Source organism: Streptomyces sp. NPDC038213, assembly GCF_055600495.1.
In genome coordinates, this window is sequence record NZ_JBVJYM010000001.1 from 204629 (window position 1) to 228618 (window position 23990).

General features: G+C 73.6%; 26 protein-coding genes. 12 read left to right on the forward strand and 14 right to left on the reverse strand.

What is annotated here, in order from left to right:
• Positions 1 to 90 precede the first annotated feature (90 nt).
• Positions 91 to 525, forward strand: a complete 435-nt coding sequence (locus tag ACZ7JZ_RS00940) for a CBS domain-containing protein (RefSeq protein WP_470931797.1) — start codon at positions 91 to 93, stop codon at positions 523 to 525.
• A gap of 104 nt (positions 526 to 629) precedes the next feature.
• On the opposite strand, the gene ACZ7JZ_RS00945 is transcribed toward ACZ7JZ_RS00940, so the two are convergent.
• From ACZ7JZ_RS00945 to afsQ1, 3 genes are read right to left on the reverse strand one after another with little or no spacing between them, the layout of a single operon-like run.
• Entirely contained in the window at positions 630 to 1286 is a 657-nt protein-coding gene (locus ACZ7JZ_RS00945; RefSeq protein WP_470931799.1) for a hypothetical protein, read from the reverse strand.
• A complete protein-coding gene (locus ACZ7JZ_RS00950) occupies positions 1283 to 2761 on the reverse strand; it encodes a sensor histidine kinase (protein ID WP_470931801.1) in 1479 nt (492 codons plus the stop codon). Before ACZ7JZ_RS00950 ends, ACZ7JZ_RS00945 begins: the two co-directional genes overlap by 4 nt.
• Positions 2758 to 3435 (reverse strand): two-component system response regulator AfsQ1, encoded by a 678-nt coding sequence (gene afsQ1, locus ACZ7JZ_RS00955; protein ID WP_470931803.1) that lies wholly within the window; start codon positions 3433 to 3435, stop codon positions 2758 to 2760. Before afsQ1 ends, ACZ7JZ_RS00950 begins: the two co-directional genes overlap by 4 nt.
• Before the next feature lie 166 nt (positions 3436 to 3601).
• Between afsQ1 and ACZ7JZ_RS00960 the strand changes: the two genes are divergently transcribed.
• Positions 3602 to 4327, forward strand: coding sequence for a SigE family RNA polymerase sigma factor (locus tag ACZ7JZ_RS00960; RefSeq protein ID WP_470931805.1), 726 nt, complete (start codon positions 3602 to 3604; stop codon positions 4325 to 4327).
• Between the two features lie 141 nt (positions 4328 to 4468).
• Here ACZ7JZ_RS00960 and ACZ7JZ_RS00965 read toward each other — a convergent pair whose 3' ends face one another.
• The gene (locus ACZ7JZ_RS00965; protein WP_470931807.1) at positions 4469 to 5191 is read right to left on the reverse strand and encodes a uridine kinase; all 723 of its coding nucleotides are present in this window, start codon (positions 5189 to 5191) and stop codon (positions 4469 to 4471) included.
• Positions 5192 to 5245: 54 nt separating this feature from the next.
• On the opposite strand from ACZ7JZ_RS00965, the gene ACZ7JZ_RS00970 reads away from it, so the two are divergent.
• Positions 5246 to 5605: a hypothetical protein gene (locus ACZ7JZ_RS00970; RefSeq protein WP_470931809.1), complete on the forward strand. Its 360-nt coding sequence runs from the start codon at positions 5246 to 5248 to the stop codon at positions 5603 to 5605.
• Between the two features lie 86 nt (positions 5606 to 5691).
• Here ACZ7JZ_RS00970 and ACZ7JZ_RS00975 read toward each other — a convergent pair whose 3' ends face one another.
• Genes ACZ7JZ_RS00975 through deoC form a run of 3 tightly spaced genes read right to left on the reverse strand, consistent with a single transcriptional unit; the run spans position 5692 to position 8991 of the window.
• The gene (locus tag ACZ7JZ_RS00975; RefSeq protein WP_470931811.1) at positions 5692 to 6588 is read right to left on the reverse strand and encodes an aldehyde dehydrogenase family protein; all 897 of its coding nucleotides are present in this window, start codon (positions 6586 to 6588) and stop codon (positions 5692 to 5694) included.
• Positions 6581 to 8017 carry an aldehyde dehydrogenase family protein gene (locus tag ACZ7JZ_RS00980; RefSeq protein WP_470931813.1) on the reverse strand — a complete coding sequence of 479 codons (1437 nt, stop codon included), beginning with the start codon at positions 8015 to 8017 and terminating at the stop codon, positions 6581 to 6583. Before ACZ7JZ_RS00980 ends, ACZ7JZ_RS00975 begins: the two co-directional genes overlap by 8 nt.
• A 5-nt stretch (positions 8018 to 8022) precedes the next feature.
• Positions 8023 to 8991: a deoxyribose-phosphate aldolase gene (gene deoC / locus ACZ7JZ_RS00985; RefSeq protein ID WP_470931815.1), complete on the reverse strand. Its 969-nt coding sequence runs from the start codon at positions 8989 to 8991 to the stop codon at positions 8023 to 8025.
• Between the two features lie 150 nt (positions 8992 to 9141).
• Between deoC and ACZ7JZ_RS00990 the strand changes: the two genes are divergently transcribed.
• The 4 genes from ACZ7JZ_RS00990 to ACZ7JZ_RS01005 all read left to right on the forward strand — a co-directional run bounded on the left by ACZ7JZ_RS00990 (position 9142) and on the right by ACZ7JZ_RS01005 (position 11588).
• Positions 9142 to 9495 (forward strand): hypothetical protein, encoded by a 354-nt coding sequence (locus tag ACZ7JZ_RS00990; RefSeq protein ID WP_470931817.1) that lies wholly within the window; start codon positions 9142 to 9144, stop codon positions 9493 to 9495.
• A gap of 547 nt (positions 9496 to 10042) precedes the next feature.
• A complete protein-coding gene (locus ACZ7JZ_RS00995; protein ID WP_470931819.1) occupies positions 10043 to 10657 on the forward strand; it encodes a PH domain-containing protein in 615 nt (204 codons plus the stop codon).
• 91 nt (positions 10658 to 10748) lie between these two features.
• On the forward strand, positions 10749 to 11342 hold the full coding sequence (locus ACZ7JZ_RS01000) for a VanZ family protein (protein ID WP_470931821.1): 594 nt from the start codon (positions 10749 to 10751) through the stop codon (positions 11340 to 11342).
• Positions 11343 to 11378: 36 nt separating this feature from the next.
• Positions 11379 to 11588, forward strand: a complete 210-nt coding sequence (locus ACZ7JZ_RS01005) for a PspC domain-containing protein (protein WP_470931823.1) — start codon at positions 11379 to 11381, stop codon at positions 11586 to 11588.
• A 58-nt stretch (positions 11589 to 11646) separates the two neighbouring features.
• On the opposite strand, the gene ACZ7JZ_RS01010 is transcribed toward ACZ7JZ_RS01005, so the two are convergent.
• The 3 genes from ACZ7JZ_RS01010 to ACZ7JZ_RS01020 form a co-directional block, all read right to left on the reverse strand.
• Complete coding sequence (locus tag ACZ7JZ_RS01010) at positions 11647 to 12426, reverse strand: hypothetical protein (protein WP_470931825.1); 780 nt, start codon at positions 12424 to 12426, stop codon at positions 11647 to 11649.
• Positions 12427 to 12555: 129 nt separating this feature from the next.
• Positions 12556 to 12846 carry a hypothetical protein gene (locus ACZ7JZ_RS01015; RefSeq protein ID WP_470931827.1) on the reverse strand — a complete coding sequence of 97 codons (291 nt, stop codon included), beginning with the start codon at positions 12844 to 12846 and terminating at the stop codon, positions 12556 to 12558.
• A gap of 139 nt (positions 12847 to 12985) precedes the next feature.
• Positions 12986 to 14134, reverse strand: coding sequence for an adenosine deaminase (locus ACZ7JZ_RS01020; RefSeq protein ID WP_470931829.1), 1149 nt, complete (start codon positions 14132 to 14134; stop codon positions 12986 to 12988).
• Positions 14135 to 14248: 114 nt separating this feature from the next.
• Here ACZ7JZ_RS01020 and ACZ7JZ_RS01025 point away from each other — a divergent pair, with 114 nt between their 5' ends.
• Positions 14249 to 14947, forward strand: coding sequence for an alpha/beta hydrolase (locus tag ACZ7JZ_RS01025; RefSeq protein ID WP_470931831.1), 699 nt, complete (start codon positions 14249 to 14251; stop codon positions 14945 to 14947).
• A 37-nt stretch (positions 14948 to 14984) separates the two neighbouring features.
• Here the strand turns inward: ACZ7JZ_RS01025 and ACZ7JZ_RS01030 are convergent, their stop codons facing one another.
• A complete protein-coding gene (locus ACZ7JZ_RS01030; protein ID WP_470931833.1) occupies positions 14985 to 16181 on the reverse strand; it encodes an ATP-grasp domain-containing protein in 1197 nt (398 codons plus the stop codon).
• Positions 16182 to 16319: 138 nt separating this feature from the next.
• Between ACZ7JZ_RS01030 and ACZ7JZ_RS01035 the strand changes: the two genes are divergently transcribed.
• The gene (locus ACZ7JZ_RS01035) at positions 16320 to 17342 is read left to right on the forward strand and encodes a LuxR C-terminal-related transcriptional regulator (RefSeq protein ID WP_470931835.1); all 1023 of its coding nucleotides are present in this window, start codon (positions 16320 to 16322) and stop codon (positions 17340 to 17342) included.
• A gap of 418 nt (positions 17343 to 17760) precedes the next feature.
• On the opposite strand, the gene ACZ7JZ_RS01040 is transcribed toward ACZ7JZ_RS01035, so the two are convergent.
• The gene (locus ACZ7JZ_RS01040) at positions 17761 to 18666 is read right to left on the reverse strand and encodes a LysR family transcriptional regulator (protein ID WP_470931837.1); all 906 of its coding nucleotides are present in this window, start codon (positions 18664 to 18666) and stop codon (positions 17761 to 17763) included.
• Positions 18667 to 18786: 120 nt separating this feature from the next.
• On the opposite strand from ACZ7JZ_RS01040, the gene ACZ7JZ_RS01045 reads away from it, so the two are divergent.
• The 3 genes from ACZ7JZ_RS01045 (at position 18787) to ACZ7JZ_RS01055 (ending at position 22241) form a co-directional block, all read left to right on the forward strand.
• Positions 18787 to 20085, forward strand: a complete 1299-nt coding sequence (locus ACZ7JZ_RS01045) for an MFS transporter (RefSeq protein WP_470931839.1) — start codon at positions 18787 to 18789, stop codon at positions 20083 to 20085.
• A 192-nt stretch (positions 20086 to 20277) separates the two neighbouring features.
• The gene (locus ACZ7JZ_RS01050; protein ID WP_470931841.1) at positions 20278 to 21030 is read left to right on the forward strand and encodes a L,D-transpeptidase family protein; all 753 of its coding nucleotides are present in this window, start codon (positions 20278 to 20280) and stop codon (positions 21028 to 21030) included.
• 149 nt (positions 21031 to 21179) lie between these two features.
• Positions 21180 to 22241 carry a sigma-70 family RNA polymerase sigma factor gene (locus ACZ7JZ_RS01055; RefSeq protein ID WP_470932425.1) on the forward strand — a complete coding sequence of 354 codons (1062 nt, stop codon included), beginning with the start codon at positions 21180 to 21182 and terminating at the stop codon, positions 22239 to 22241.
• Positions 22242 to 22245: 4 nt separating this feature from the next.
• On the opposite strand, the gene ACZ7JZ_RS01060 is transcribed toward ACZ7JZ_RS01055, so the two are convergent.
• Positions 22246 to 22557 carry an STAS domain-containing protein gene (locus ACZ7JZ_RS01060; protein ID WP_470931843.1) on the reverse strand — a complete coding sequence of 104 codons (312 nt, stop codon included), beginning with the start codon at positions 22555 to 22557 and terminating at the stop codon, positions 22246 to 22248.
• Between the two features lie 107 nt (positions 22558 to 22664).
• Positions 22665 to 23942: a thymidine phosphorylase gene (locus ACZ7JZ_RS01065; protein ID WP_470931845.1), complete on the reverse strand. Its 1278-nt coding sequence runs from the start codon at positions 23940 to 23942 to the stop codon at positions 22665 to 22667.
• Positions 23943 to 23990: the final 48 nt, after the last annotated feature.

Here is a 23990-nt window from a genome sequence, read left to right on the forward strand (position 1 = left end):
TCCGGGGGCCCTTCCCGTGGTGTCCTCGTTAGGGGGGTCTGGGGGCCGGTTCACGGGCGCGGTGAGCGCCGCACGGACGGAGGCAGGGCCATGACCAAGGACATGCGGGCCCGGGACATGATGACCGCCGGGGTGCAGTGCGTGGGCGAGCACCAGTCCCTGCTGGAGGCCGCGCGCATGATGCGCGACCTGGGCGTGGGCTGTCTGCCGATCTGCGGTGACGACGAGCGCCTGAAGGGCATGGTCACCGACCGCGACATCGTGGTGAAGTGCTGCGCGGAGGGCATGGACCCGGCCGCGGTGGAGGCCGGGTCGCTGGGCGGCACCCTGCACTGGGTGGACGCCGAGGCCCCCGCGCGCGAGGCCGTGGACACGATGGAGGTCCACCAGATCAAGCGGCTCCCGGTGATCGACGTGGTCAACGGCCACCGCCTGATCGGCATGATCACCGAGGCGAACCTCGCGAAGAACCTCAGCGACGAGGACATCGCCGAGTTCGCCGTCCGCGTCTACGCCGCCAACTGACCCTCACCGCGGGGCTGCGGGGGCTCCGGCCTGAGGACCCCGCCGCCGCGCCGGGGAGCCCGTACGGGAACCGCCCCGGGCCCGCGGCAGGCCGTACGGGAGCCTCAGGAGGCCGCCGGCGAGGGGGTGGGCGTGACCCGGACGATCTCCCCGAGGGTCGGGACGGCCTCGGGGCGGTTGCGGACGGCGTCCGTGCACTCCCAGGCCCGCGGCGGGTCCGCGTCCGGGCCGCCCAGCACCACCGGGCCCGCCGGCCCCGCCGGGGTGACCGCGGCGCTCCCGGCGAGGGTGCACACGGTCTGTGCGAGCGCCAGCGGCGGCAGGTCCTCCGGCTTGCGGCTCAGCCGCAGCGTGCCGGCCGGGTCCCGGGGCCGCGGCCGGGACACGTCGAGGTCGTCGGGGACCACGGAGGAGAAGCCCGCGTCCCGCTCGGCCTGCGGCAGCGGCCGGGCCAGGGCGTCGAGGAGGGCCTGCGCGACCGCGGTCCGCTGCTGTCCGGCGGGCCGCTTCTCCGACAGCGGCACGATCCGCTCCACCCCGACGAGTTCGGAGCCGCACACCATCTCGACGGTGGCCCGGAAGCCCTCCACGAGGTCCGGCGACGGCTTGTCCGGCGTATCGCAGGACACCCGCGAGGGGGCCGGGCCCACGTCCACGGGAACGGTGGTCGCCCGGATTCCGCAGCCGGCCGACAGGGCCGCTGCGAGGGGTGCGATCAGGGCGGCGGCGGCCAGCCGCCGCAGCCCGCCGGCCGGGTTCACGCGCTGGTCTCCTCGGCGGTGAGGTCGGTGGGCAGGCGCAGGGTGAACAGCGCCCCGCCCTCCGGGGAGTTCTCGGCGGTGATGTCCCCGCCGTGGATGTGCGCGTTCTCCATAGCGATGGACAGGCCCAGGCCGCTGCCGTCCGACTTCGGCCGGGAGGCGCTGGCCTTGTAGAACCGGTCGAAGACGTGCGGCAGGACCTCCTCGGGGATGCCGGGGCCGTTGTCCTTGACCGCGAGGACCAGCGTCGGGCCCTCCGTGCGCACGGAGACCCGCACCGGCGAGCCGCCGTGCTTGAGGGCGTTGCCGATGAGGTTGGCGAGGATGACGTCGAGTCGGCGCGGGTCGAGGCGGGCCACGATCCCGCGCTCGGCGTCCAGTTCGACGGCGTCGAGCCAGGCGCGGGCGTCGATGCAGGCCGTGACCTGGTCGGCGACGTCCACGTCGTCGAGGACCAGCCGGGCGGTCCCCGCGTCGAAGCGGGTGACCTCCATCAGGTTCTCGACGAGGTTGTTGAGCCGGCGGGTCTCGCTGACGACCAGCTCCACCGCCGGGGCGATCATCGGGTCCAGCCCGTCGATCTCCTCCTCCAGCACCTCCGTGACCGCGGTCAGCGCGGTCAGCGGGGTCCGCAGCTCGTGCGACATGTCGGCGACGAAGCGGCGGCTGGACTCCTCGCGGGCGCTCATGTCCGCGACCTTCTTCTCCAGCGCCTCGGCCGTCATGTTGAACGTGTGGGAGAGGTCGGCCAGTTCGTCCGTACCCGATACGTCGAGGCGGGTGTCGAGCTTGCCCTCCCCGAGCCGCCGCGCGGCCTCCCCGAGCCGCTGTACGGGCCGCAGCACCGTGGTGGCCGCGGCCTGCGCGAGCAGCGCCGAGCCCAGCAGCGCGAGCGCGGTGGCGATGCACAGCGACCAGGCCAGGGCGTTGAGGTCGTCCCGCTCGGTGGCCAGGGACTTGTACATGTAGCCGGTGGGCCCGCCGCCGACGATCCGGGTGCCGCCCACGAGGTACGGCTCGCCGCCGGGCTTCGTGCGCTGCCAGTACACGTGGTACTCGGAGTCGTTGGCCGCGGTGACCTTCTGCCGGTCGTTGACGGCCCGCTGGAGGGACTGCGGCACGTCGGACAGCTTGAAGGCGCCCGGCCCGTCGGAGCCGAAGACCGTGCGGCCGTCCGGCTTCTCGTCCACGAGCAGCACGCTGTACCCGGGGCTGCTGCCCGCCATCAGCTCGGCGGTGCGCTGGAGCTCCTCGGGGGTCGGGTCGCCGGGCAGGGCCGCGGCCCGGTTCTGCATCTCCTGCCGGAAGTCCCGCAGCGCCGCGTCCTGGGTGCGGCTGAGCACGGCCTCCCGGTTGAGCCAGTACGCGATCCCCGAGGCGGAGACCGCCGCGGTCAGCGCGACCAGGCCGAAGACGACTATGAGGCGCAGCCGCAGGCTGGTCCAGCGCCGGCCACCGGGGTGCGAACGCCTCACTGCGGGGAGTCCAGGCGGTAGCCGACGCCGCGCACGGTGCGGATCAGGGTCGGCGAGGAGGGCACGTCCTCGACCTTCGCGCGCAGCCGCTGGACGCAGGCGTCCACGAGCCGCGAGTCACCGAGGTAGTCGTGCTCCCACACCAGCCGCAGCAGCTGCTGGCGCGACAGGGCCTGGCCGGGCCGGCGGCTGAGCTCCAGCAGCAGGCGCAGCTCGGTCGGGGTGAGCTGGAGGTCCTCGCCGTTCTTGGTGACCGTCATGGCCGAGCGGTCGATGACCAGGGAGCCGAAGGTCGCGGAATCGCTGGCCTCGCGCTCCCCGCGGCGCAGCACGGCCCGGATGCGGGCGTCCAGGACCCGGCCCTGGACGGGCTTGACCACGTAGTCGTCGGCGCCGGACTCCAGGCCGACGACCACGTCGATGTCGTCGCTGCGCGCGGTCAGCAGGATGATCGGCAGCTGGTCGGTGCGGCGGATGCGGCGGCACACCTCGAAGCCGTCGATGCCGGGCAGCATCACGTCCAGCACGATCAGGTCCGGGCGCTGTTCCTTGAGCAGCTTGAGCCCGTCCTCGCCCGATGCCGCCGCGGCCACACGGTGGCCCTGGCGGGACAGGGAGAGTTCGAGCGCCGTACGGATGGCGTCGTCGTCCTCGATCAGCAACAGGAAAGGCACGCGCACATTCTGTCCCATGCCCGGCCCGGCGGGGACCGGCGCGGGCCCGTCCCGTTGCCACAGGCCGCTGTGACAGGGCTGTGACAGTCGGCGGACACCCCGGTTAAGTGCGGCGGGCAGTCTTCTTCACAACGGCAACACCACACTCCACGACGGGGGGCGCGAGATGAACACGCTGCACAGCACCAGCACCAGCGCGGTTGTCACGCGGCTGCACGAGATGAACCGCCACGCGGGCGTCCGCAGCACCACCGTCGCCCGGGCGCGGGCCGCGCACCTGGTGGCCGTGGACGCCGCCGCGTACACCGTTCCCGCCCAGCGCACGCCCGCCGCCCTCCCGGAGTCCGCTCCGGCGGGCCCGTCGGCCGCCTCGGAGGCGGAGTTCACCGCGTACGTCCGGGAGCGCCGCGCCTCGCTGTTCGCCACGGCGTACCACCTGACCGGTGACCGGTACGAGGCCGAGGACCTGCTCCAGAGCGCGCTGTTCTCCACGTACCGTGCCTGGGACCGGATCAGCGACAAGGCGGCCGTGGGCGGCTACCTGCGCCGCACGATGACCAATCTGCACATCAGCGCCTGGCGCCGGCGCAAGCTGAACGAGTACCCGACCGAGGAGCTGCCGGAGACGGTCGGCGAGACGGACGCGATGCGCGGCACCGAGCTGCGCGCGGTGCTGTGGCAGGCGCTGGCGAAGCTGCCCGAGCCGCAGCGCACGATGCTGGTGCTCCGCTACTACGAGGGTCGCACCGACCCCGAGATCGCCGACATCCTGGACATCAGCGTCGGCACGGTGAAGTCGAGCATCTGGCGTTCGCTGCGCCGGCTGCGCGACGACGAGTCCCTGAGCTTCGGCGAGACCGGGGCGGACTCCTTCGGCGAGCTGGTCGCGTAGTCGCACACGCGGCCGGCCTTGACCAACAGGGCCAAGGGGGCCCGTCCTGCGGGGGTGGGACGGGGGCCATGGGGGAAGGAAGCGGGATCAGACGGCCGGGGGTCCGTCTGGTCCCGCTTTCGCGTGCCCGGTGGCCGCGGCTCAGGCCGCGGCGGCCTCGCGGGAGGGGGCGGGGGCGCGGTGGCGGCCGGCGGCCGCGGCGGCCAGCCGGCCGAGGGCCTCGTCGCGGGCGCAGGGGTACGCGCCCAGGGCGGTGTGCCGGGCCACGATGCCGCGCTCGGCCCGCATCAGCCGCCAGCCGCGGCGGACCAGGACGAACACGGACTTGCGGCCCTCGCGCAGGTCGCGCAGCAGGCGGCGGCGGAAGGTCGTGGACGGCCGGCCGCGCAGGCACAGGGCGTCGGCGAGCAGGCCGAGCTCCTGGCAGCGGGCGGCGATGTCCGCGGCGAAGATGCCCTCCGCGATGAACAGCGGGGTGCGGGCGGCGGAGATGTCCAGGGTCTCGCTGCCCGTGCGGGAGCTGGTGGCGATGTCGTACACCGGCACCTCGGCCCGGCCGGTGCGGCACAGGGAGGCGACGGCCGCGACGGCCGTGTCGGCGTCCCAGGACTGCGGGGAGTCCCAGTCGGTGTCGGAGCTGCCCTCGACCCGCGGCAGGGAGGGGTCGCCCTGCTCCTTGTAGAAGTCGTCGAGGCGCAGGACGGGCAGGCCGCTGCGGGCGGCGAGCGAGGACTTGCCGGAACCCGACGGACCCGTCAGCAGGACGACGCGGGTGGGAAGGGGAGATGAACTGCTCACGGAACACCAGTGTGAGGCATTACCCCGCGTAGGGGACCCCCGGGGACGCCCGTTGGTATTCAGCATCACATGTCAACTACGCTGCGTGCCCATCCGGTTACCCGACCAGGTGGGATTCCCATGGCACGTCATTCAGCAGCCGGCAGCACCCGTCGCACGCTCCTCGTCCTGCGCAAGGCCGGCCTGACGGCCACGCTGGCGGGGGCCGCCCTGGCCGCGGCCGCCTCGGGGGCGCAGGCGGGCGAGGTCTCCATCCCGCACGCCCTGGGCGGCGCCCTGGGGCCCGTACAGAACCTGCACCCGTACCCGCTGGCCAATACGGGCGTGGACCCGCTGGACAACGGGGTGGCGACGAAGGTGTCGGACCTGCCGTCGGTGAGCACCACCGCCGTCACGGACACCGTGACCCGCGGCCCGAGGGTCGCGGAGCTGCCGGGCGTCTCCCTGGTCGCCCCGCTGCTGCCGAAGCTTCCGCAGTAGGGGCAGGGCGGAGCCCCCGGTCGTACGCGGTGCGGTGGCGTACGGCCGGGGGCTCGGTGTGCCCGGACGGCGGGTCCGGGGCGGGCTCAGTAGGAGGAGCCGGAGGCGCCCAGGGAGCCCGTGGGGTGCCAGACGGTCTTCGTCTCCAGGAACGCCGTCATGCGGTGGGTGCCCGGGTCGGCGCTCCAGTCGTCCACAGGCTGTGGACGCAGGACCCGCTTGAGGTTGTCGGCCGCGGCGATCTCCAGCTCCCTGGCCAGGTCCGCGCCGGCGCCGGCCAGGTCGATCGCGTTGACGTCCTGGTGGGCCGCGAGGTGCGGGCCCATTTCCGCAGCCTTGCCGGAGAGGATGTTGACCACGCCGCCCGGCAGGTCGGAGGTGGCCAGCACCTCGCCCAGGGACAGCGCGGGCAGCGGGGCCCGCTCGCTGGCGATGACGACCGCGGTGTTGCCCGTGGCGATCACCGGGGCGATCACCGAGACCAGGCCCAGGAAGGACGAGTCCTGCGGGGCGACGACGGTGACGACGCCCGTCGGCTCCGGGGTGGACAGGTTGAAGAACGGGCCCGCGACCGGGTTGGCCCCGCCCGCGACCTGGGCGATCTTGTCCGTCCAGCCCGCGTACCAGACCCAGCGGTCGATGGCCGCGTCCACGACGGCGGCCGCCTTGGACTTGGACAGGCCCTCGGCCTCGCCGACCTCGCGGACGAACTGCTCGCGGCGGCCCTCCAGCATCTCGGCGATGCGGTAGAGGACCTGGCCGCGGTTGTACGCGGTCGCGCCGGACCAGCCGCCGAAGGCCTTGCGGGCCGCCACGACGGCGTCGCGGGCGTCCTTGCGTGAGGACAGCGGGGCGTTGGCCAGCCACTTGCCCTTGGAGTCGCTCACCTCGTACACCCGGCCGCTCTCGGAGCGGGGGAACTTGCCCCCGACGTACAGCTTGTAGGTCTTGAAGACGTTCAGGCGGTTGGTCGACTCAGACATCGAGGTAGGCCTCCAGACCGTGGCGGCCGCCCTCACGGCCGAAGCCCGACTCCTTGTAGCCGCCGAAGGGCGAGGTCGGGTCGAACTTGTTGAACGTGTTGGCCCAGACGACGCCGGCGCGGAGCTTGGAGGCGACCGCGAGGATGCGGGAGCCCTTCTCCGTCCAGATGCCGGCCGACAGGCCGTACTGGCTGTTGTTGGCCTTGGCGACGGCCTCGTCCGGGGTGCGGAACGTCAGCACGGACAGCACCGGGCCGAAGATCTCGTCGCGGGCGATGGTGTGCGCCTGGGTGACGTTCGTGAACAGCGTCGGGGCGAACCAGTAGCCGGACGAGGGCAGCTCGCAGGCCGGGGACCAGCGCTCGGCGCCCTCCGCCTCGCCCTGCTCGGCGAGGGCGGTGATACGGGCCAGCTGCTCGGCGGAGTTGATCGCGCCGATGTCGGTGTTCTTGTCGAGCGGGTCGCCCAGCCGCAGCGTCGACAGGCGGCGCTTGAGGGAGTCGAGCAGCTCGTCGTGGATCGACTCCTGGACCAGCAGGCGCGAGCCCGCGCAGCAGACCTGGCCCTGGTTGAAGAAGATGCCGCCGACGATGCCCTCGACGGCCTGGTCGATGGGCGCGTCGTCGAAGACGATGTTGGCGCCCTTGCCGCCCAGCTCCAGGGTGACCTTCTTGCCGGTGCCCGCGACCTGGCGGGCGATGGCCTTGCCGACCGCGGTCGAGCCGGTGAAGGCGACCTTGTTGACGTCCGGGTGCTCGACCAGGGCCGCGCCCGCGTCCCCGTACCCGGGGATGATGTTGACGACGCCCTTGGGCAGCCCGGCCTGGCGGCAGATGTCCGCGAAGAACAGCGCCGACAGCGGGGTGGTCTCGGCGGGCTTGAGGACCACGGTGTTGCCCGCGGCGAGCGCCGGGGCGATCTTCCACGCGAGCATCAGCAGCGGGAAGTTCCACGGGATGACCTGGCCGGCCACGCCGAGCGGGCGCGGGTCGGCGCCGTAGCCCGCGTGGTCGAGCTTGTCGGCCCAGCCCGCGTAGTAGAAGAAGTGCGCGGCGACCAGCGGGAGGTCCGCGTCGCGGGTCTCCTTGATCGGCTTGCCGTTGTCCAGGGTCTCCAGGACGGCCAGCTCGCGGCTGCGCTCCTGGATGATCCGGGCGATGCGGAAGAGGTACTTGGCGCGCTCGGAGCCGGGCAGCGCGGACCACTTCTCGAAGGCCCTGCGGGCGGCCTGCACGGCGCGGTCCACATCGGCGGCACCGGCCTGGGCGACCTCGGCGAGCACCTCCTCGGAGGAGGGCGAGACGGTCTTGAAGACCCGGCCGTCGGCGGCGTCGGTGAACTCGCCGTCGACGAAGAGGCCGTACGACGGCGCGATGTCGACGACCGAGCGGGACTCGGGCGCCGGCGCGTACTCGAAAAGGGAAGCCATGATGATCAGTCCACCGTCACGTAGTCGGGACCGGAGTAACGCCCGGTGCTCAGCTTCTGGCGCTGCATGAGCAGGTCGTTCAGCAGGCTGGAGGCGCCGAACCGGAACCACTCGTTGGTCAGCCACTCCTCGCCCGCGGTCTCGTTGACCAGGACCAGGAACTTGATCGCGTCCTTGGTGGTCCGGATGCCGCCGGCCGGCTTCACTCCCACCTGGACTCCAGTCTGCGCCTTGAAGTCGCGGACGGCCTCGAGCATCAGCAGGGTGTTCGCCGGGGTGGCGTTCACCCCGACCTTGCCGGTGGAGGTCTTGATGAAGTCGGCGCCGGCCAGCATGCCGATCCAGGAGGCGCGGCGGATGTTGTCGTACGTCGACAGCTCGCCGGTCTCGAAGATGACCTTCAGGCGGGCGGCCGTGCCGTCCTCGCGGACGCAGGCCTCCTTCACCGAGCGGATCAGCTCGTACGTCTCCAGGTAGCGGCCCGCGAGGAAGGCGCCACGGTCGATGACCATGTCGATCTCGTCGGCGCCCGCGGCGACGGCGTCGCGGGTGTCGGCCAGCTTGACCGGGAGGGCCGCGCGGCCCGCCGGGAAGGCGGTGGCGACGGAGGCGACCTTGACGTCGGCGCCGTTCAGCCCGGCCTTGGCGGTGGCCACCATGTCCGGGTAGACGCAGACGGCCGCGGTCATCGGCGTCGTGCGGTCGGTCGGGTCGGGGTTGACGGCCTTGGCGGCGAGCGCCCGGACCTTGCCCGGGGTGTCCGCGCCTTCCAGCGTCGTCAGGTCGATCATGGAGATGGCCAGGTCGATGGCGAAGGCCTTGGACGTGGTCTTGACCGAGCGGGTGCCGAGCGCGGCTGCGCGGGCCTCCAGGCCGACGGCGTCGACGCCGGGCAGCCCGTGGAGGAAGCGGCGCAGTGCGCTGTCGGACGTCGTCACGTCAGCGAATGCGGGGGATGTGGTGGGCATGGTCACCAGATGAGCATATCTACGCGCGTAGCTGCCTGTCACCCCCCTGCGCTCGACCGAGCCGGCCGTGACACATCTGTGACGGGAGGCGCATGGTCCGGTCGTACGGGATCCGTACGTTCGCACGTACGACACCCCACCTCTCAGGGAGACCCAGTGCGCAGCGCCGTCCGGACCAGCCTCGTCACCGCCGTACTGGCGGGCGCCCTGCTCGCGCCTGCGGCGGGCACGGTCTTCGGCGCGGCGGACGCGGCGGCGGACACGACCGCGACGACGTCCGTGTACGGCACGGTCACGGGCCCGGCGCCGTCCTCCCCGACGGTGGTGACCGTACGCCCTCCCGCCTCCGCGGACCCGGCGGCCCGCCCCGGCTCCGCGGCCACGGCTGCCGGCGACGCCCCCGGCCGGGACGGCAACGGCACCACCAAGGCCGCAGGCGCCGGCCTCCTCGCGGTCTTCGCCCTCCTGGGCGCAGGCGCCGTCCACCACGGCCGCCGCCCCACCACCTGACCCGCCTCCCGTCCCGGGCGCTCCGCGCCCGGTGCGCTCAATCGCCGCGCAGGCTTGATTTCGCTGCCCTGCGCCGACACAGTGCCGCGGCGATTTCCAGCCACCCGCCTCGCCAGGGGCCGGCATATCCAGCCCCGCCGGCGCTTGAGGCGCGGGGTCCGGGGCGGAGCCCCGAAACCAGGCCGACACCGGCCAGCCCCCATGCCATCCCGGCCGGCAAAATCCAGCCTCGCCGGCGCTTGAGGCGCGGGGTCCGGGGCGGAGCCCCGAAACCAGGGCGACACCGGCCAGCCCCCCAAGCCACCCAGGCCCGCAAAATCCAGCCCCGCCGGCGCTTGAGGCGCGGGGTCCGGGGCGGAGCCCCGGAATCAGGGCGATACCGGCCGGTTCCGCGGACGGCCCGGGCCCGCGGAATCCAGCTCCGCCGGCGTTTGAGGCGAAGGGGGCGGGGCGGAGGACCGGGGGCAGGCGGTCGGCGCCCGGGGCGGGACGCACCGGGGCGGCTCCGGTCCCGGAGCCCGTCAGGGCGTGAGGCAGAATCGTCCGCATGACGAGCCCCCAGCAGCCCTCCGAGGAACCGGTCTACGCCGACCGGGTCTACCGCTCGACCGCCTCGCTGGTCTCCGGCGCGCTGCTGATGGCCCTGCTGCTGTGGGTCTGCGGGGACGCCGTGGTCCGCGGCACCGGCCGCACCCCCTGGTTCGCGCTGGCCGCCCTCCTGACCGCGGCCCCCCTGGTCTGCGCGTACACCCTGCGCCCCGCCGTGTACGCGAACGACGACCGGCTGCGGATCCGCAACCCCTTCCGCACGATCGAGCTGCCCTGGGCCCGGGTGGACGCCCTGCGGGCGGGTTTCTCGGCCGAGGCGCTGTCCGGGGGCAGCACGTACCAGCTGTGGTCGATCCCCGTCTCGCTGCGCCAGCGCAAGTCCGCGAACCGCCGCAACTCCCGGGCGCAGGCCACCGGCGGCACCGGCGAGCCCGCGGTGACCCGCTCGGACGCCGACCAGAAGATCGCGGAGCTGACCGAGCTCCAGGAGCGGGCCGTCGCCGATGCGCGGCCGGGCGCGCAGGGCGAGGTCTCGGTGCGCTGGTCGTACGAGCTGATCGCCCCGGCCGTCGCCGGAGCCGTCCTCCTGATCGTGCTCTTCGCCACCCGCTGACCCGGACCCGGTGACCGGCACCCCGGCCCGGGTCGCCTCCGTCACACCGGCGGCCGGAACCGCCGCCGCCGGGCGGGGCGTCCCTGGTGGTGTGCAACAGCGTCATGACGTGGGCGGCAGCGCCGCCGTACGACTCCGGGCCGTGAGCGCCGTCCTGCTCTTCGCGCATCTCGCACTCGTCGGCTGGTTCACCCTGCGGCCCCTGGACGTCCCGTGGGCCGCCGCCGCCAATTTCACCCCCCTGGAGGGGATCCGGGCCGATCTCGCGTACGGGCCCCTGGAGGCCGCCCGCCGGATCGGCTCGGCGCTGGTCCTGCTGGCCCCGCTCGGGGTGCTCCTGCCGCTCGCGGGCGGGCGGCTGACCGTGTCCCCGCTGGCCTCCCTGGTCCGTACGACCGGTGTCGGCGCCGCGGTGTCCCTGGCCATCGAGATGCTCCAGGCGGGCATCCCGGGGCAGGTGGTGGACGTGGACTCGCTGCTGCTGAACTCCGCCGGCGTCGCCCTCGCGCACCTGGCCGTCGTACCGGCGCTGCGGGCGAAGCTGCGCCGCGGCCGGGCCGCGGACCCCGCGCCCCCGGCGTCTCCTGCCTCCGCCGCGGGTTCTCAGGGGTCGACCCCGAGGATTCCCAGGGTCGGGATCGCCCCGTGGAGCGAGGTCCTGTCCGCGGTGCCGCGGGAGTATTGAGGCATCGCAGAAAGCGACCCGACGAAGGAGAAAGCCATGGCCGCCGCTCTTACTCGCCCCCGTGACGGACGGATGATCGGCGGAGTCTGCGCCGGGCTGGCGCGCCGGTTCGGGATCTCCGCCGCGACGATGCGGGTGATCTTCGCGGTCTCCTGCATCCTCCCGGGGCCGCAGTTCCTGGTCTACATCGCGCTGTGGGCGCTGCTGCCGGAGGACCGGACCGCGACCGCGAAGACCTCCTGGTAGAGACGGGCCGGGACGGGCAGGGCCCGTCAGGTCCCAGCCCTCCCCGCTCAGCCCCGGCTCAGCCCCGGCTCTGCGCCAGTTTGGCGAGCTGCTTGTCGGCCAGTTCCTTCGGGACCAGCGCCGGCTCCCGGGAGGCCACGTTCAGGGCCATGAGCCGGACGATCGTCGCCCCCTCGCGGACGACGACCACGTGCACCGGCGCGGAGACCCCCTCGGCCGCCGCGGTGGTGGTCCAGCTGACGGTCTCGTCGCCGGAGGTCTCGTACGGGACGGTGCGGACGTCCTTGTAGGTGCCGGTGTGCTTCTCGACGGTCGCGGCGAAGCCGTCCCCGCAGGCCGCGAGGGCCGCGCGCAGCCCGGCGAGCAGCCGCTGCGCGTCCTGGGTGGCGTACGAGCTGACCGAGGCGGAGACGGCGAGGCCGACCTGCTTGCGGGAGCCCACGCCCCGGTTCACGGTCTCGCGGGCCGCGGGGTCGGGCTCGTCGCCCATGATGTCGGCGAGCGGCTGGCAGGGCTTGCGGTCCGCCTGGGGCTGGCCGTCGGGGGCGGAGGGGTTCTTCGCCTGGGCGGAGATCTCGTAACCGTCGAGGTCGCCGCGGGCGAGCGCAGCCCTCTCCAGGGGGGTGCCGGCGGCGGACCCGGGACCGGGGGCCCCGGAGGCGCCGGGGGCCGGCGCGGCGCTCCCGGACGGGGGTGCGCCCGCGGACTGCTGCGCGCTCTTGCCCTCCTCCGCCTTCGCGCCCGCCGCGCCGTCCGCGGAGCAGCCGGCGGCGAGCAGCAGGACGGGGGCGGCCAGCAGTGCGAGCACGGCCCTTGCCTCGGCGGCCTTCACAAGCATGATCGTCGCAACCTCACAGCCCGTACGTGTTCCGGCAGTTGGGGGCGATGCTGGCACAGCGCACGACAAGGCGCACACCCGGTCGAAGGGGTGTGCGCCCGTCGCGCCCGCGTACGGAACGGGGCGATGTCAGCCGCCGAGCGGCAGGCCACCGGTGGGCAGGCCGCCGTTCAGCGGCAGGCCGCCGAGCAGACCGGAGACCGGGTCGGAGGACTCGCTCTGACCCTCGGCCGGGGCGGCCTGGTTGGTGACCTTGCCGAGCGTGTCCGCGACCGGGGCCGCGCTGGCCACGCCGGTGACGGTGCTGAGCGCGTCCGCGACACCCACGGCGGGGGTGGCCGAGGCGGTGCCGGCGGCGGCTGCGGCGAAGGCGGCACCGAGAGCGGCGACACCGAGGGTCTTGGCAGCTGACTGCTTCATGAAATCTCGTCCTTGCGACGGGGAATTGAGCGGCTCCGCAAACTAGCCACCTCAAACACCCTCCCGCAAACATCCTTAAATACGAGAAAGCGTCCGGGGATTCACGCTCCCGGACGCTTTCCGTTGGTGACGCTCTGGCCTAGGCGGAGACAGAACCGCTGGTAGAGGCGGTCTGCTTGAACAGCCACTCCGACTTCAGCTCGGCGTAACCGGGCTTGATCACGTCGTTGATCATGGCCAGTCGTTCATCGAAAGGAATGAACGCGGACTTCATCGCATTGACGGTGAACCACTGCATGTCGTCGAGCGAGTAGCCGAAGGTGTCGACCAGGTGCTCGAATTCGCGGCTCATGCTGGTGCCGCTCATCAGCCGGTTGTCGGTGTTGACCGTGAGGCGGAAGTGCAGGCGGCGCAGCAGGCCGATCGGGTGCTCGGCGTACGAGGCGGCGGCCCCGGTCTGCAGGTTCGAGGTGGGGCACATCTCCAGGGGGACGCGCTTGTCCCGCACGTACGAGGCCAGGCGACCCAGCTTCACGCTGCCGTCCGCGGCGACCTCGATGTCGTCGATGATCTTCACGCCGTGGCCGAGGCGGTCGGCGCCGCACCACTGGAGGGCCTGCCAGATCGACGGCAGGCCGAAGGCCTCGCCCGCGTGGATCGTGAAGTGGTTGTTCTCGCGCTTCAGGTACTCGAAGGCGTCGAGGTGGCGGGTGGGGGGGAACCCGGCCTCGGCGCCGGCGATGTCGAAGCCGACGACGCCGTTGTCGCGGTAGCGGTTGGCCAGCTCGGCGATCTCCAGCGCGCGGGCGGCGTGGCGCATCGCGGTGAGCAGGGCGCCGACGCGGATGCGGTGGCCGTTGGCCTTCGCGCGGCGCTCGCCCTCGCGGAAGCCGTCGTTGACGGCCTCGACGACCTCTTCGAGGGTCAGGCCGGCCTCGAGGTGCTGCTCGGGGGCGTAGCGGATCTCCGCGTACACCACGCCGTCCTCGGCGAGGTCCTCGGCGCACTCGGCGGCGACCCGGAAGAGCGCCTCCTTCGTCTGCATGACGGCACAGGTGTGCGCGAAGGTCTCCAGGTAGCGCGGCAGCGAACCGGAGTCGGCGGCGTCGCGGAACCAGACGCCGAGCTTGTCGGCGTCGGCCTCCGGGAGCTTGTCGTAGCCGACCTCGGCCGCCAGCTCGATGATCGTCCCGGGGCGCAGGCCGCCGTCCAGGTGATCGTGCAGCAGCACCTTCGGGGAGCGGCGGATCTGATCGGGCGTGGGCAGGTTGGGGGTCTCGCTCGTCATTTCCGCACTCTAGCCCCTACGCGCGTAGAACGCCCGGGTGGGCCTCGCGGTCGATACCTAACGGTGACCGTGCGGACGGGTGGCGTACACCCGGCCGTCTGAGACTGTTTGGCCATGGCACAGCATGCGCAGCCGGCGCGCGGGGCCCGCCTGGGACGGGCGGCCCGCGCCAGCGGCTCCGAGGTGGTCAGCGGCGTCGTCCTCTTAATCCCCGGCTCCTCTCGGCTCTCCCCCGGACCGGTGCGCCGCCTCGGCCGGGCCCTGGCCAGGGCGGGAGCGGCGGAGGGGCTGGCCGCACACCTGGTGCACGGCGGCTCCGCCGAGTGGGCCGCCGACGAGTCCGTACGGCGCTACGGGGACGTGCCCGTCTGCCTGGCCGGGTACGGGGCCGGGGGGCTGGACGCCCTGCGCGCCGGGGGCCATCCGGCCGTCAACTCCGTTCTGGCACTGGCCCCTTGCCTGCCGGAGCCCGCCGCGGCCGCCTCCCCCGAACCGGTGAAACAGCTCGCCGGGCGCCAGGTGTTGATCGTGCACGGCACCAACGACGCGCGTACGGACCCGGAGTTGTCGTTCCGGCTCGCGGAGCGGGCGAAGAAGGCGAACCGCTCCACCTGCCGCTTCGAGGTCCACTCCGACGGCCACTCGCTGCGCGAGCACCGTTCCGAAGTCGTCTCCCTCTCCGTGGACTTCGTCCTCGGCGCCCTGTTCTCCGGCCGCTACTCCCGCCCGGTCGCCGACGCCCTCGCCGCCCCGCCGCCGCTGGGGCTGCGGATGCCGCTGGCCTCGGGGTTCGGGAAGTCGCTGCGGGGGTGAGGGGGGCGGGCCCGGTGTGCCGTGCGTCCAGGCGGGCTCAGCCGGGGACCGAGACCGCCTCCAGCAGGCCCGCGGCCCGGTCCAGGGTCCAGGTCAGCTCCCGCGGGTCGGACGCGGTGGCCAGGACGTACCCGTGGTGGAAGGCGCCGGTCGGGGGGCGGTGCACCGTCGTGCCCAGCGGGACCTGTACGCGGATGCGCAGGACCCCCGGCAGGGCGCGGGCCTCGGCGAGTCCGGCGACGGCGTCGAGGCGGCCGGGCGGGAAGTCCACGTACCGCAGTCCCGCGTGCGCGATCCGCGGGGTGCGGACCGGCTCGGGCAGGCCCAGCCCGGCCGCCAGGGCGAGGCCGAGCACATCGGTGCCGAGCGCGAGTCCCAGCAGCTGCGCCAGCTCCGGCGGAGCGGGGCGGGCCTGCGCCTCGACGAGCCGGGGGCCGCGGTCCGTCAGGACCACCTCCGTCTGGCCGGGGCCGTCCCGGTGCCCGGCCAGGTCCAGCACCCGGCGGACCAGGGCCCGTACGGACTCGGCGGCGGCCGGGTCGAGGGCGGCGGGCAGCTCGTGTCCGGCGGCCGCGAGGCCCGGGTCGCCGGGGCGGGGCAGCCGGCGGGTCCAGCCGAGGATCCGGTGGCGGCCTGCGCGGGAGAGGGTGGCCACGGCCAGTTCCGGGCCCTCCAGGAACTCCTCCACGATCAGGTCCGTGACCTCCGGGTAGGCGCGGACGGCCCGTGAGGCCGCCGCCGCGTCCACCACCTTCCGCACCCCCTCCCCGTCCGAGCCCGACCGGGGCTTGATGACGCAGGGGTAGCCGATGAGGGTGGTGAGGAAGGGGAGCAGGGAGGCCCGGCCGCAGCGGGCGAAGGAGACCGTACGGCCTTCGGCGGCGTTGACGCGGGCGCGCAGCGCGGCCTTGTCGGCCAGGGCCGCCACGGCGGCGCCGGGGGTCCCGCGCAGGCCTAACTCCTCGTTGGCGCGGGCGGCCGGGAGGGCGCTGGCCGCGGCGAATCCGAAGACGGAGGCGTTCCCCTCCCGCACCTCCTCCAGCCGGGCCAGCGCCGCCACCAGACGGCGGTGATCGCGCCAGTCCGCGCGTACCAGCCGTACCGCCCCCTCACGGTCGGTTGGCTCCGCCGGACCGGGCGCGACCACCACGGTGTGCGCGCCCGCCCTGCGGGCGGCGGCCACCACGGCGGGGTGCGGGCTCAGCAGAACGGCCACGGGCTTCCCCTGTCGCATCCCGCGCTCCCCCCTCACGCCGTGGGATCCACTCTGCCCCGCGGGGATTGGTCCGGACCGCGTACTTAGGCTTCCTGTTCGTGCCGTGCGGGAACACGAGGGGTTTATAAAGCGCCACAGACAGGGACGAATAGGCACATGCCTGCCGACTATGTGAGCCCGGCGGCCGGGCGCCTCTACGCGTACGCCGCCGACCGGCACGCGTTCCGGGCCGAGGAGGCCCTCGATGCGCTGGGCCCCGAGGCGGACCAGGCCCTGGCCGAGCTGGTCGCCCTCCACCTGCTGCAGCGCGCGGCCGGCACCGAGGACGCGTGGAGCGCGGTGGCACCGCGGGCCGCGGCCGCCCGGGCCCTCGCGCCGCTCGCCCTGCGGATGCGGGACACCCAGGAGGAGATGGACCGGCTGCGCTGCCGGCTCGACTCGCTCACCCCCGCGTACGAGGCGGGGGCCGCACAGCGCGACCCGGAGCGCTCGGGCAGCCTCGAACTCGTCACCGACCTGGGCGCCGTACGCGCGATCATCGCCGAACTCGCCGCCGGCTGCACCGAGGAGCTCCTCACCTCCCAGCCGGGCGGCGGACGGCCCGTCGAAACCCTGGAGGAGGCCATCGGGCGCGACGAGTCCATGCTGGCCCGCGGGGTCCGCATCCGCACGATCTACCAGCACACCGCCCGCTACAACCGCCCCACCGCCGCCTACGTCGAACGGGTGACCGCCCTCGGGGCCCAGGTCCGCACCCTCGGCGACGGCCTGATGCGGATGCTGGTCTTCGACGGGCACACCGGCCTGATGGCCGTACGGGGCTCCAACGGCACCCCCCTGAACGGCGCCGCCCTCGTCGTCCGCGAACCGAACGTCGTCGGCTTCATGACCGCCGCCTTCGAGCGCTCCTGGCTCGGCGCCCAGCCGTTCCCCACCTCCGTCGGCCCCGACCTGGCGCGCTCGATCTCCGAGGAACTCCGCCAGACCATCGTGCAGTTGCTCTCCGAGGGCACGGAGGACAAGGTCATCGCCCGCCGCCTCGGCATGTCGGAACGCACCTGCGCCCGCCACATCGCCGAGATCATGCGCGCCGCAGGCGCCAGAAGCCGCTTCCAGGCCGGCTGGCTCCTCTCCCCGGACCGGCCCCACGCCTGCCCGTCCGCCTCCGCCGACGGCTGACGCAGACGCCTACGCCCGCCCCGGCACGAGGAACCCCCGCGCACCGCACCGACGGCGCGCCGCGGCCACCGCCGCCACCGCCCCCGGCGTGACGTCCCGCCGGGTGGCGGGGTCACTCCCGTCGAACACCAGTCAGTCCCCACAGCCCCTTCCCGAAACTGGGGCTCCGCCCCGGACCCCGCGCCTCAAACTCCCCCAGACTTCGTCCGGGGGACCCCCTGGCGAGGCTGGGTAGACGGGGTCGGAAGGCAATTCGGGGGTGGGCCGACCGCGCGCCGTGACACAGACCGCCCACCCAACCCCGTACGGGAGCTGAGCACCGTACCCCGGCCCACCCCGGGGGCGGTGGGCAAAGACGGGTCGGCGGGGTAAACGGGCGGGGGAGGAGACCCCGCCCCGGGGGGTGGCGCCCGTACCCCTACACGTGCGGCAGCAGGTTGCCGCGGCGGCTGAGGAGGAAGCGTTTGAAGGCGGCTACCGGTGGGGTGTCGGGGTGGCCGTCGAGCCAGGCGACGCCGATTTCGCGGACGGCGCGGGGGGCCGTGACGGTCAGTTCGACGACTCCGGGGCGGGCCACCGCCGGGGGCGGGAGGAGGGCCACGCCCAGGCCGGCGGCGACCAGGCCGCGGAGGGTCTCCGCCTCCTCGCCCTCGAAGGCGACCCGGGGGGTGAACCCGGCCGCCGCGCACAGGTCGTCGGTGATGCGGCGCAGACCGTAGCCCGGTTCCAGGGTCACGAAGGTCTCGTCGGCGGCCTCGGCGAGGCGGACGCGCTTGCGGGCGGCCAGGCGGTGGTCCTCGGGGACGACCAGCCGCAGGCGCTGTTCGTCGAGGCGGCGGGCGACGAGGTCGGGGGCGTCGGGGACCGGGGAGGTGAGGCAGAGGTCGAGTTCGCCGGCGCGCAGGCGCTCCAGCATGGCCTCGCCGTAGTTCTGCACGAGCGAGAACCGCACCTTGGGGTGGTCGACGCGGAAGGCCCGGATGAGCTCGGGTACGGTCTCGGAGCCCATGGTGTGCAGGAAGCCGAAGGCGACCTTGCCGGCCGCGGGGTCGGCGTCGGCCTGGACGGACTCGGCGGCGCGGGCGAGGTCGGCGAGGGCCCGTTCGGCGGCGGCGTGGAAGGTGCGGCCGGCCGTGGTGAGGACGAGGGCGCGGCCGCGGCGGGCGAACAGCGTTACTCCCAGGTCCTGTTCGAGCCGGGCGATGGAGCGGGACAGGGTCGGCTGGGGAACTCCCAGTTCCTGGGCGGCGCGTGTGACGTGCTCGTGGCGGGCCACGGCGGCGAAATGGGTCAGGCGCGGGGCGATGATCGTTGTCACGGCCATGTCTTCTTCGTAACTACTCAATGACAGGCACCTCCCTGAGCATTGCTTATACGGCTGTGCATGGATTATCGCGATTCATTGCATTGGACGCATGAAGGCGGGCCGCCCTACCGTCGACGCATGCCTCCCGCTCATACCGGGGCACCCGCCACCGCGGGTGCCTCTCCCCTGCCGTCCCCCGCACCCCTCACCCCCGCACCGGCCGCCCCCGAGCCCCTCTCCCCCGGCCGTCCCGGCTACCGCCGGCTGAGCCTCGCGCTCTTCGCCGCCGGTCTGGCCACCTTCGCCCTGCTGTACTCCACGCAGGCGCTGCTCCCGGCCCTCTCCGCCGGCTTCGGCGTGACGGCGGGCCAGGCCAGCTGGACGGTGTCCGCGGCCACCGGTGCGCTCGCCCTCTTCGTCCTCCCGCTGAGCGCCCTGTCCGAGCGCTTCGGCCGGACCCGGATGATGACCTGGTCGCTGGCCCTCGCGGTCGGCGTCGGCCTGCTGGTGCCCCTCGCGCCGAGCCTGGAGGCGCTGACCGTGCTGCGCGCGGTGCAGGGCGCGGCGATCGCCGGCATCCCGGCCTCCGCGATGGCGTACCTGGCGGAGGAGGTCAAGCCGCGGGCGCTGGTGGCGGCGATCGGGCTGTTCGTGGCGGGCAATTCGATCGGCGGCATGAGCGGGCGCCTGGTCACGGGCTGGGGCGCCCAGCTGTGGGGCTGGCGCGGCGGGCTGGCCGCGGTGGGCGTGCTGGCGCTGCTGTGCGCGGTGGTGTTCCGGATGCTGCTGCCGAAGGCGCGGTTCTTCCGCCCGGCCTCGCTCCAGCCGCGGGCGGTGGGCCGTACGGTCGCCGGGCACCTGAAGGACCCGCTGCTGCTGCGCCTGTACGGGATCGGCGCGCTGTTCATGACGGTGTTCGGGGCCGTGTACACGGTGATCGGCTACCGGCTGTCGGAGGAGCCGTTCTCGCTGGGGCAGGGCGTGATCGGCTCGGTGTTCCTGGTCTACCTGGTCGGTACGGTCTCCTCGGCCGCGGCCGGGCAGCTCGTGGCCCGGCTCGGGCGGCGCGGGGCGCTGTACCTGGCCGTGTCGACCACGGCCGCCGGTCTGCTGCTGTCGCTGTCGGACCGGCTGGGGGCGATCGTGGCGGGCCTGGTGCTGATCACGGCGGGGTTCTTCGCGGGCCACGCGGTGGCCTCGTCCTCGGTGAGCCGGACGGCGAAGACGGGCCGCGCGCAGGCCTCGGCGCTGTACCAGTCGGCGTACTACCTGGGCAGCAGCGCGGGCGGCACCCTCGGGGCGGTGGCGTACCACGCCGGGGGCTGGGAGGCGACGGTGCTGCTGGGGCTGCTGGCGGTGCTGGGCGTCGTATCGATCACGCTGTACGGGTCGCGGGTGGCCCGCGCCGAGCGGCTGGCACTGTCGGCGGCGCGCTGACCGCGCGGGCGCGGGGCTCCTACGGGGTCCCCGGCCGTCCCCACCCCTCCGTCCCTCCGCGCCTCCATCCCTCCACCCCCTCGATAAGCCCGAATATCCGAAAAATACGTGCGCGGAACGCAACCCTCCCCACCCCCTCGTGCGTCACCCATCCGAGGGCCCGCCCGGGGCCCGCGAGGGGAGGACGACGAGATGGACGTGAAGGCCGGAATACGGTCGCGGGCAGCGGTCCGGGGGGACGGTACGACGGGGCGGCGGCTGCGACTGCGTGCCGCTGCCGTGGGTGCGGCGACGGCGCTGGTCGTGCCGCTGACCCTCGCGGCCACGGCGGCTCCGGCACAGGCCGCCTCCTGCACCACGAGCACGGGCCCGTACCAGAAGCAGGTGGAGAAGTTCCTGGGGCGGACGGTGGACGGCCGCCAGTCCGCCGGTGACTGCCAGGCCATCAAGGCCTTCCAGGCCAAGCACGGGATCACCCCGACCATGGGGTACGCCGGGCTGGTGACCTGGCGCACGATGGAGACGATGATCGCGCAGAAGGCCGCGGGCAAGAACCCGAACAAGGCCGGCAAGTGTCCGACCAACAAGGGCCGGATCGCCTGCGTGGACCTGACCCGCCAGCTCAGCTGGATCCAGGACGGGTCGGTGCTGAAGTTCGGTCCGGTGCCGGTGCGCACGGGCAAGGACGGTACGGAGACCCGTACCGGCCTGAAGAAGATCTACCACCGGAACATCAACCACTGGTCGTCGATCTACAAGGTGTGGATGCCGTACTCGCAGTTCTTCGACGGGGGCCAGGCCTTCCACTCCACGAAGAAGAGCATGTGGAACCCGCCGGGCTCGGGCGGCTGCGTGAACATGACCCCGGCCGACGCCAAGGTGTACTGGAACATGCTGAAGAAGGGCGACGACGTCTTCGTGTACGGGCGCAAGCCGGGTACGTGACCGACGGCCGGAGCGCGCGGGCCGGATCGTACGGTCCGGCTGCGCGTTCCGGCTGCCGCTGTCAGTGCCCTCGGGTAGTTTCCGGAGTACCGGGTGTGCGGCGCCGCGCGTCCGGTCACCGCAGAACCGATCCTGGGGGATTGAGCACGATGAGCGACCTCGGCCTCGACCTGGACCTGATCCGCGAGCCCGACCCGGTCGGCGGCCCCGGCCCCGGCCCTGCGGACCGGCCGGCGCTGGACGGGGTGCTGGAGCGGCACCGGACCGAGCTGCGCGGGTACTGCTACCGGATGCTCGGCTCGGCCTTCGACGCCGAGGACGCGGTGCAGGAGACCTGCATCCGGGCCTGGCGGAGCTACGAGAGGTTCGAGGGCCGCTCCTCGGTGCGCTCCTGGCTGTACCGGATCGCGACGAACGTGTGCCTGGACCTGCTGAGCGCGGGCAGCAAGCGGGCCCGCCCGATGGACCTGTCGGCCCCGCAGGCCCAGTCCTCCGCGGTGCTGAACACCCTGCCCGAGGTGACCTGGCTGGAGCCGGTGCCGGACGGGCGGGTGCTGCCGCAGACCGCCGATCCGGCGGAGATGGCCCTCGCGAAGGAGTCCGTGCGGCTGGCGTTCGTCGCGGCCCTCCAGCACCTGCCGGCCAAGCAGCGGGCCGTGCTGATCCTGCGCGAGGTGCTGGCCTGGAAGGCCGACGAGACGGCGGAGCTGCTGGGGACCACGGTGGCCTCGGTGAACAGTGCCCTCCAGCGGGCGCGGGCCACGCTCGCCGCCCGGCCGGTGCGCGAGAGCGAGACGGCCGACCCCCTGGACGAGGAGCAGCGCAAGCTGCTCGACCGGTACGTGGCCGCCTTCGAGGGCTACGACATCGCGCAGCTGACCTCGCTGCTGCACGAGGACGCGGTGCTGTCGATGCCGCCGTTCGACCTGTGGCTCCAGGGCCCGGCGGACATCGCGGCCTGGCACCTGGGGCAGGGCATCGGCTGCAAGGGCTCGCGCCTGGTCCCCACGGTGGCGAACGGACTCCCGGCCTTCGCCCAGTACCGTCCGGCGGAGGACGGGCGGGGGCACACCCCGTGGGCCCTCCAGGTGCTGGAGATAGCGGACGGCCGGATCGTCGGGCTGAACGCCTTCCTGGACACCGACCGGTGGTTCCCGCTGTTCGGGCTGCCGGAGCGGCTGGCGCCGGAGCCGGCCGCCGGTCCCGCCTGAGGGTTCAGTCACTGCCGAGTACGCCGGTCAGCCCGGTCAGGACCAGGAGGCTGCGCAGTCCGCCGCCCGCGCCCGTCACCCGCATCCGGGTGCCGTGGCGGCGGGCGGTGAGCGCCATGCGCGCGAGGGCGTTGACCGCGCCGAGGTCGGGCCGGACGAGGGCGGCGGCGTCGCACAGCAGCTCGGCGGGGCCGTCGCGGCTCAGCTCCCGCACCCGTTCGCACAGGGCGGGTACGTCGCTCTCGGGCAGCCCGGGGCCGGGCAGGGTCAGGATCCGGGGTGTCTGGTGCCCGTACGGGCTCGGATTGGTCTCCACGGGGTAGAGACCCCGCCCGGCCCCCCGATTCATCGGTGGGCCGGGCGGAAAGGCGCCGGAGGGGCGCCGGAAGTCGCTGCGGGCCGCCGCGGGGCGGCCGCGGGACGTCAGGCGATCCGGTCGAGGACGATCGGGTCGGCGGTGAAGGCCGTGCCCGCGGGGGCGATGTCGTAGCCGCCCTCCAGGGCCGCGAGGGCGTAGTCGAACTTCTCCGGGGTGTCGGTGTGCAGGGTCAGCAGCGGCTGGCCGGCCACGACGGTGTCGCCGGGCTTGGCGTGCAGCTCGATGCCCGCGCCCGCCTGCACCGGGTCCTCCTTGCGGGCCCGGCCGGCGCCCAGGCGCCAGGCGCCGACGCCCACGGCGTAGGCGTCCATGCGGGTCAGGACGCCGGAGGCGGAAGCGGTGACCACGTGCTGCTCGCGGGCCACCGGCAGGGCCGCGTCCGGGTCGCCGCTCTGGGCGGAGATCATCCGGCGCCAGACGTCCATGGCGGAGCCGTCCGCGAGGGCCTTCGCCGGGTCGGCGTCCTTGATGCCGGCCGCGTCGAGCATCTCCCTGGCCAGGGCGAGGGTCAGCTCGACCACGTCGGCGGGGCCGCCGCCGGCCAGGACCTCGACGGACTCGCGGATCTCGAGCGCGTTGCCCGCGGTGAGGCCGAGCGGGGTGGACATGTCGGTGAGCAGGGCGACGGTCTTGACCCCGGAGTCGGTGCCGAGGCCGACCATGGTGCGGGCCAGCTCGCGGGCGTCCTCGATGTTCTTCATGAAGGCGCCGGTGCCGACCTTGACGTCGAGGACCAGGGAGCCCGTACCCTCGGCGATCTTCTTCGACATGATCGAGGAGGCGATCAGCGGGATGGCCTCGACGGTGCCGGTCACGTCGCGCAGCGCGTAGAGCTTCTTGTCGGCGGGGGCGAGCCCGTCGCCGGCGGCGCAGATGACCGCGCCGGTGGTGTCGAGGACGTGCAGCATCTCCTCGTTGGAGAGCAGGGCGCGCCAGCCGGGGATGGACTCCAGCTTGTCCAGGGTGCCGCCGGTGTGGCCGAGACCGCGGCCGGAGAGCTGCGGTACGGCGGCGCCGCAGGCGGCGACGAGCGGGGCCAGCGGCAGGGTGATCTTGTCGCCGACGCCGCCGGTGGAGTGCTTGTCGGCAGTGGGGCGGGAGAGGGAGTCGAAGTTCATCCGCTCGCCGCTCGCGATCATCGCGGCGGTCCAGCGGGCGATCTCGGCGCGGTTCATGCCGTTGAGCAGGATGGCCATGGCCAGCGCGGACATCTGCTCGTCCGCGACCGCGCCGCGGGTGTACGCGTCGATGACCCAGTCGATCTGCTCGGGGCTCAGCTCGCCGCGGTCGCGCTTGGTCCGGATGACGGAGATGACGTCCATGGAGGTACTTCCTTCTACGCGCATAGAGAGGGGTGTCAACGGTACTGC

Bases quoted from the DNA above. Each gene is read 5' to 3' on its own strand.
- ACZ7JZ_RS00940 (WP_470931797.1), top strand. From the start codon at position 91: ATGACCAAGGACATGCGGGCCCGGGACATGATGACCGCCGGGGTGCAG.
- ACZ7JZ_RS00960 (WP_470931805.1), top strand. From the start codon at position 3,602: ATGAACACGCTGCACAGCACCAGCACCAGCGCGGTTGTCACGCGGCTG.
- ACZ7JZ_RS00965 (WP_470931807.1), bottom strand. From the start codon at position 5,191: ATGCTGAATACCAACGGGCGTCCCCGGGGGTCCCCTACGCGGGGTAAT.
- ACZ7JZ_RS00970 (WP_470931809.1), top strand. From the start codon at position 5,246: ATGGCACGTCATTCAGCAGCCGGCAGCACCCGTCGCACGCTCCTCGTC.
- ACZ7JZ_RS00975 (WP_470931811.1), bottom strand. From the start codon at position 6,588: ATGTCTGAGTCGACCAACCGCCTGAACGTCTTCAAGACCTACAAGCTG.
- ACZ7JZ_RS00980 (WP_470931813.1), bottom strand. From the start codon at position 8,017: ATGGCTTCCCTTTTCGAGTACGCGCCGGCGCCCGAGTCCCGCTCGGTC.
- ACZ7JZ_RS00995 (WP_470931819.1), top strand. From the start codon at position 10,043: ATGACGAGCCCCCAGCAGCCCTCCGAGGAACCGGTCTACGCCGACCGG.
- ACZ7JZ_RS01005 (WP_470931823.1), top strand. From the start codon at position 11,379: ATGGCCGCCGCTCTTACTCGCCCCCGTGACGGACGGATGATCGGCGGA.
- ACZ7JZ_RS01010 (WP_470931825.1), bottom strand. From the start codon at position 12,426: ATGCTTGTGAAGGCCGCCGAGGCAAGGGCCGTGCTCGCACTGCTGGCC.
- ACZ7JZ_RS01015 (WP_470931827.1), bottom strand. From the start codon at position 12,846: ATGAAGCAGTCAGCTGCCAAGACCCTCGGTGTCGCCGCTCTCGGTGCC.
- ACZ7JZ_RS01020 (WP_470931829.1), bottom strand. From the start codon at position 14,134: ATGACGAGCGAGACCCCCAACCTGCCCACGCCCGATCAGATCCGCCGC.
- ACZ7JZ_RS01025 (WP_470931831.1), top strand. From the start codon at position 14,249: ATGGCACAGCATGCGCAGCCGGCGCGCGGGGCCCGCCTGGGACGGGCG.
- ACZ7JZ_RS01030 (WP_470931833.1), bottom strand. From the start codon at position 16,181: ATGCGACAGGGGAAGCCCGTGGCCGTTCTGCTGAGCCCGCACCCCGCC.
- ACZ7JZ_RS01035 (WP_470931835.1), top strand. From the start codon at position 16,320: ATGCCTGCCGACTATGTGAGCCCGGCGGCCGGGCGCCTCTACGCGTAC.
- ACZ7JZ_RS01040 (WP_470931837.1), bottom strand. From the start codon at position 18,666: ATGGCCGTGACAACGATCATCGCCCCGCGCCTGACCCATTTCGCCGCC.
- ACZ7JZ_RS01045 (WP_470931839.1), top strand. From the start codon at position 18,787: ATGCCTCCCGCTCATACCGGGGCACCCGCCACCGCGGGTGCCTCTCCC.
- ACZ7JZ_RS01050 (WP_470931841.1), top strand. From the start codon at position 20,278: ATGGACGTGAAGGCCGGAATACGGTCGCGGGCAGCGGTCCGGGGGGAC.
- ACZ7JZ_RS01055 (WP_470932425.1), top strand. From the start codon at position 21,180: ATGAGCGACCTCGGCCTCGACCTGGACCTGATCCGCGAGCCCGACCCG.
- ACZ7JZ_RS01065 (WP_470931845.1), bottom strand. From the start codon at position 23,942: ATGGACGTCATCTCCGTCATCCGGACCAAGCGCGACCGCGGCGAGCTG.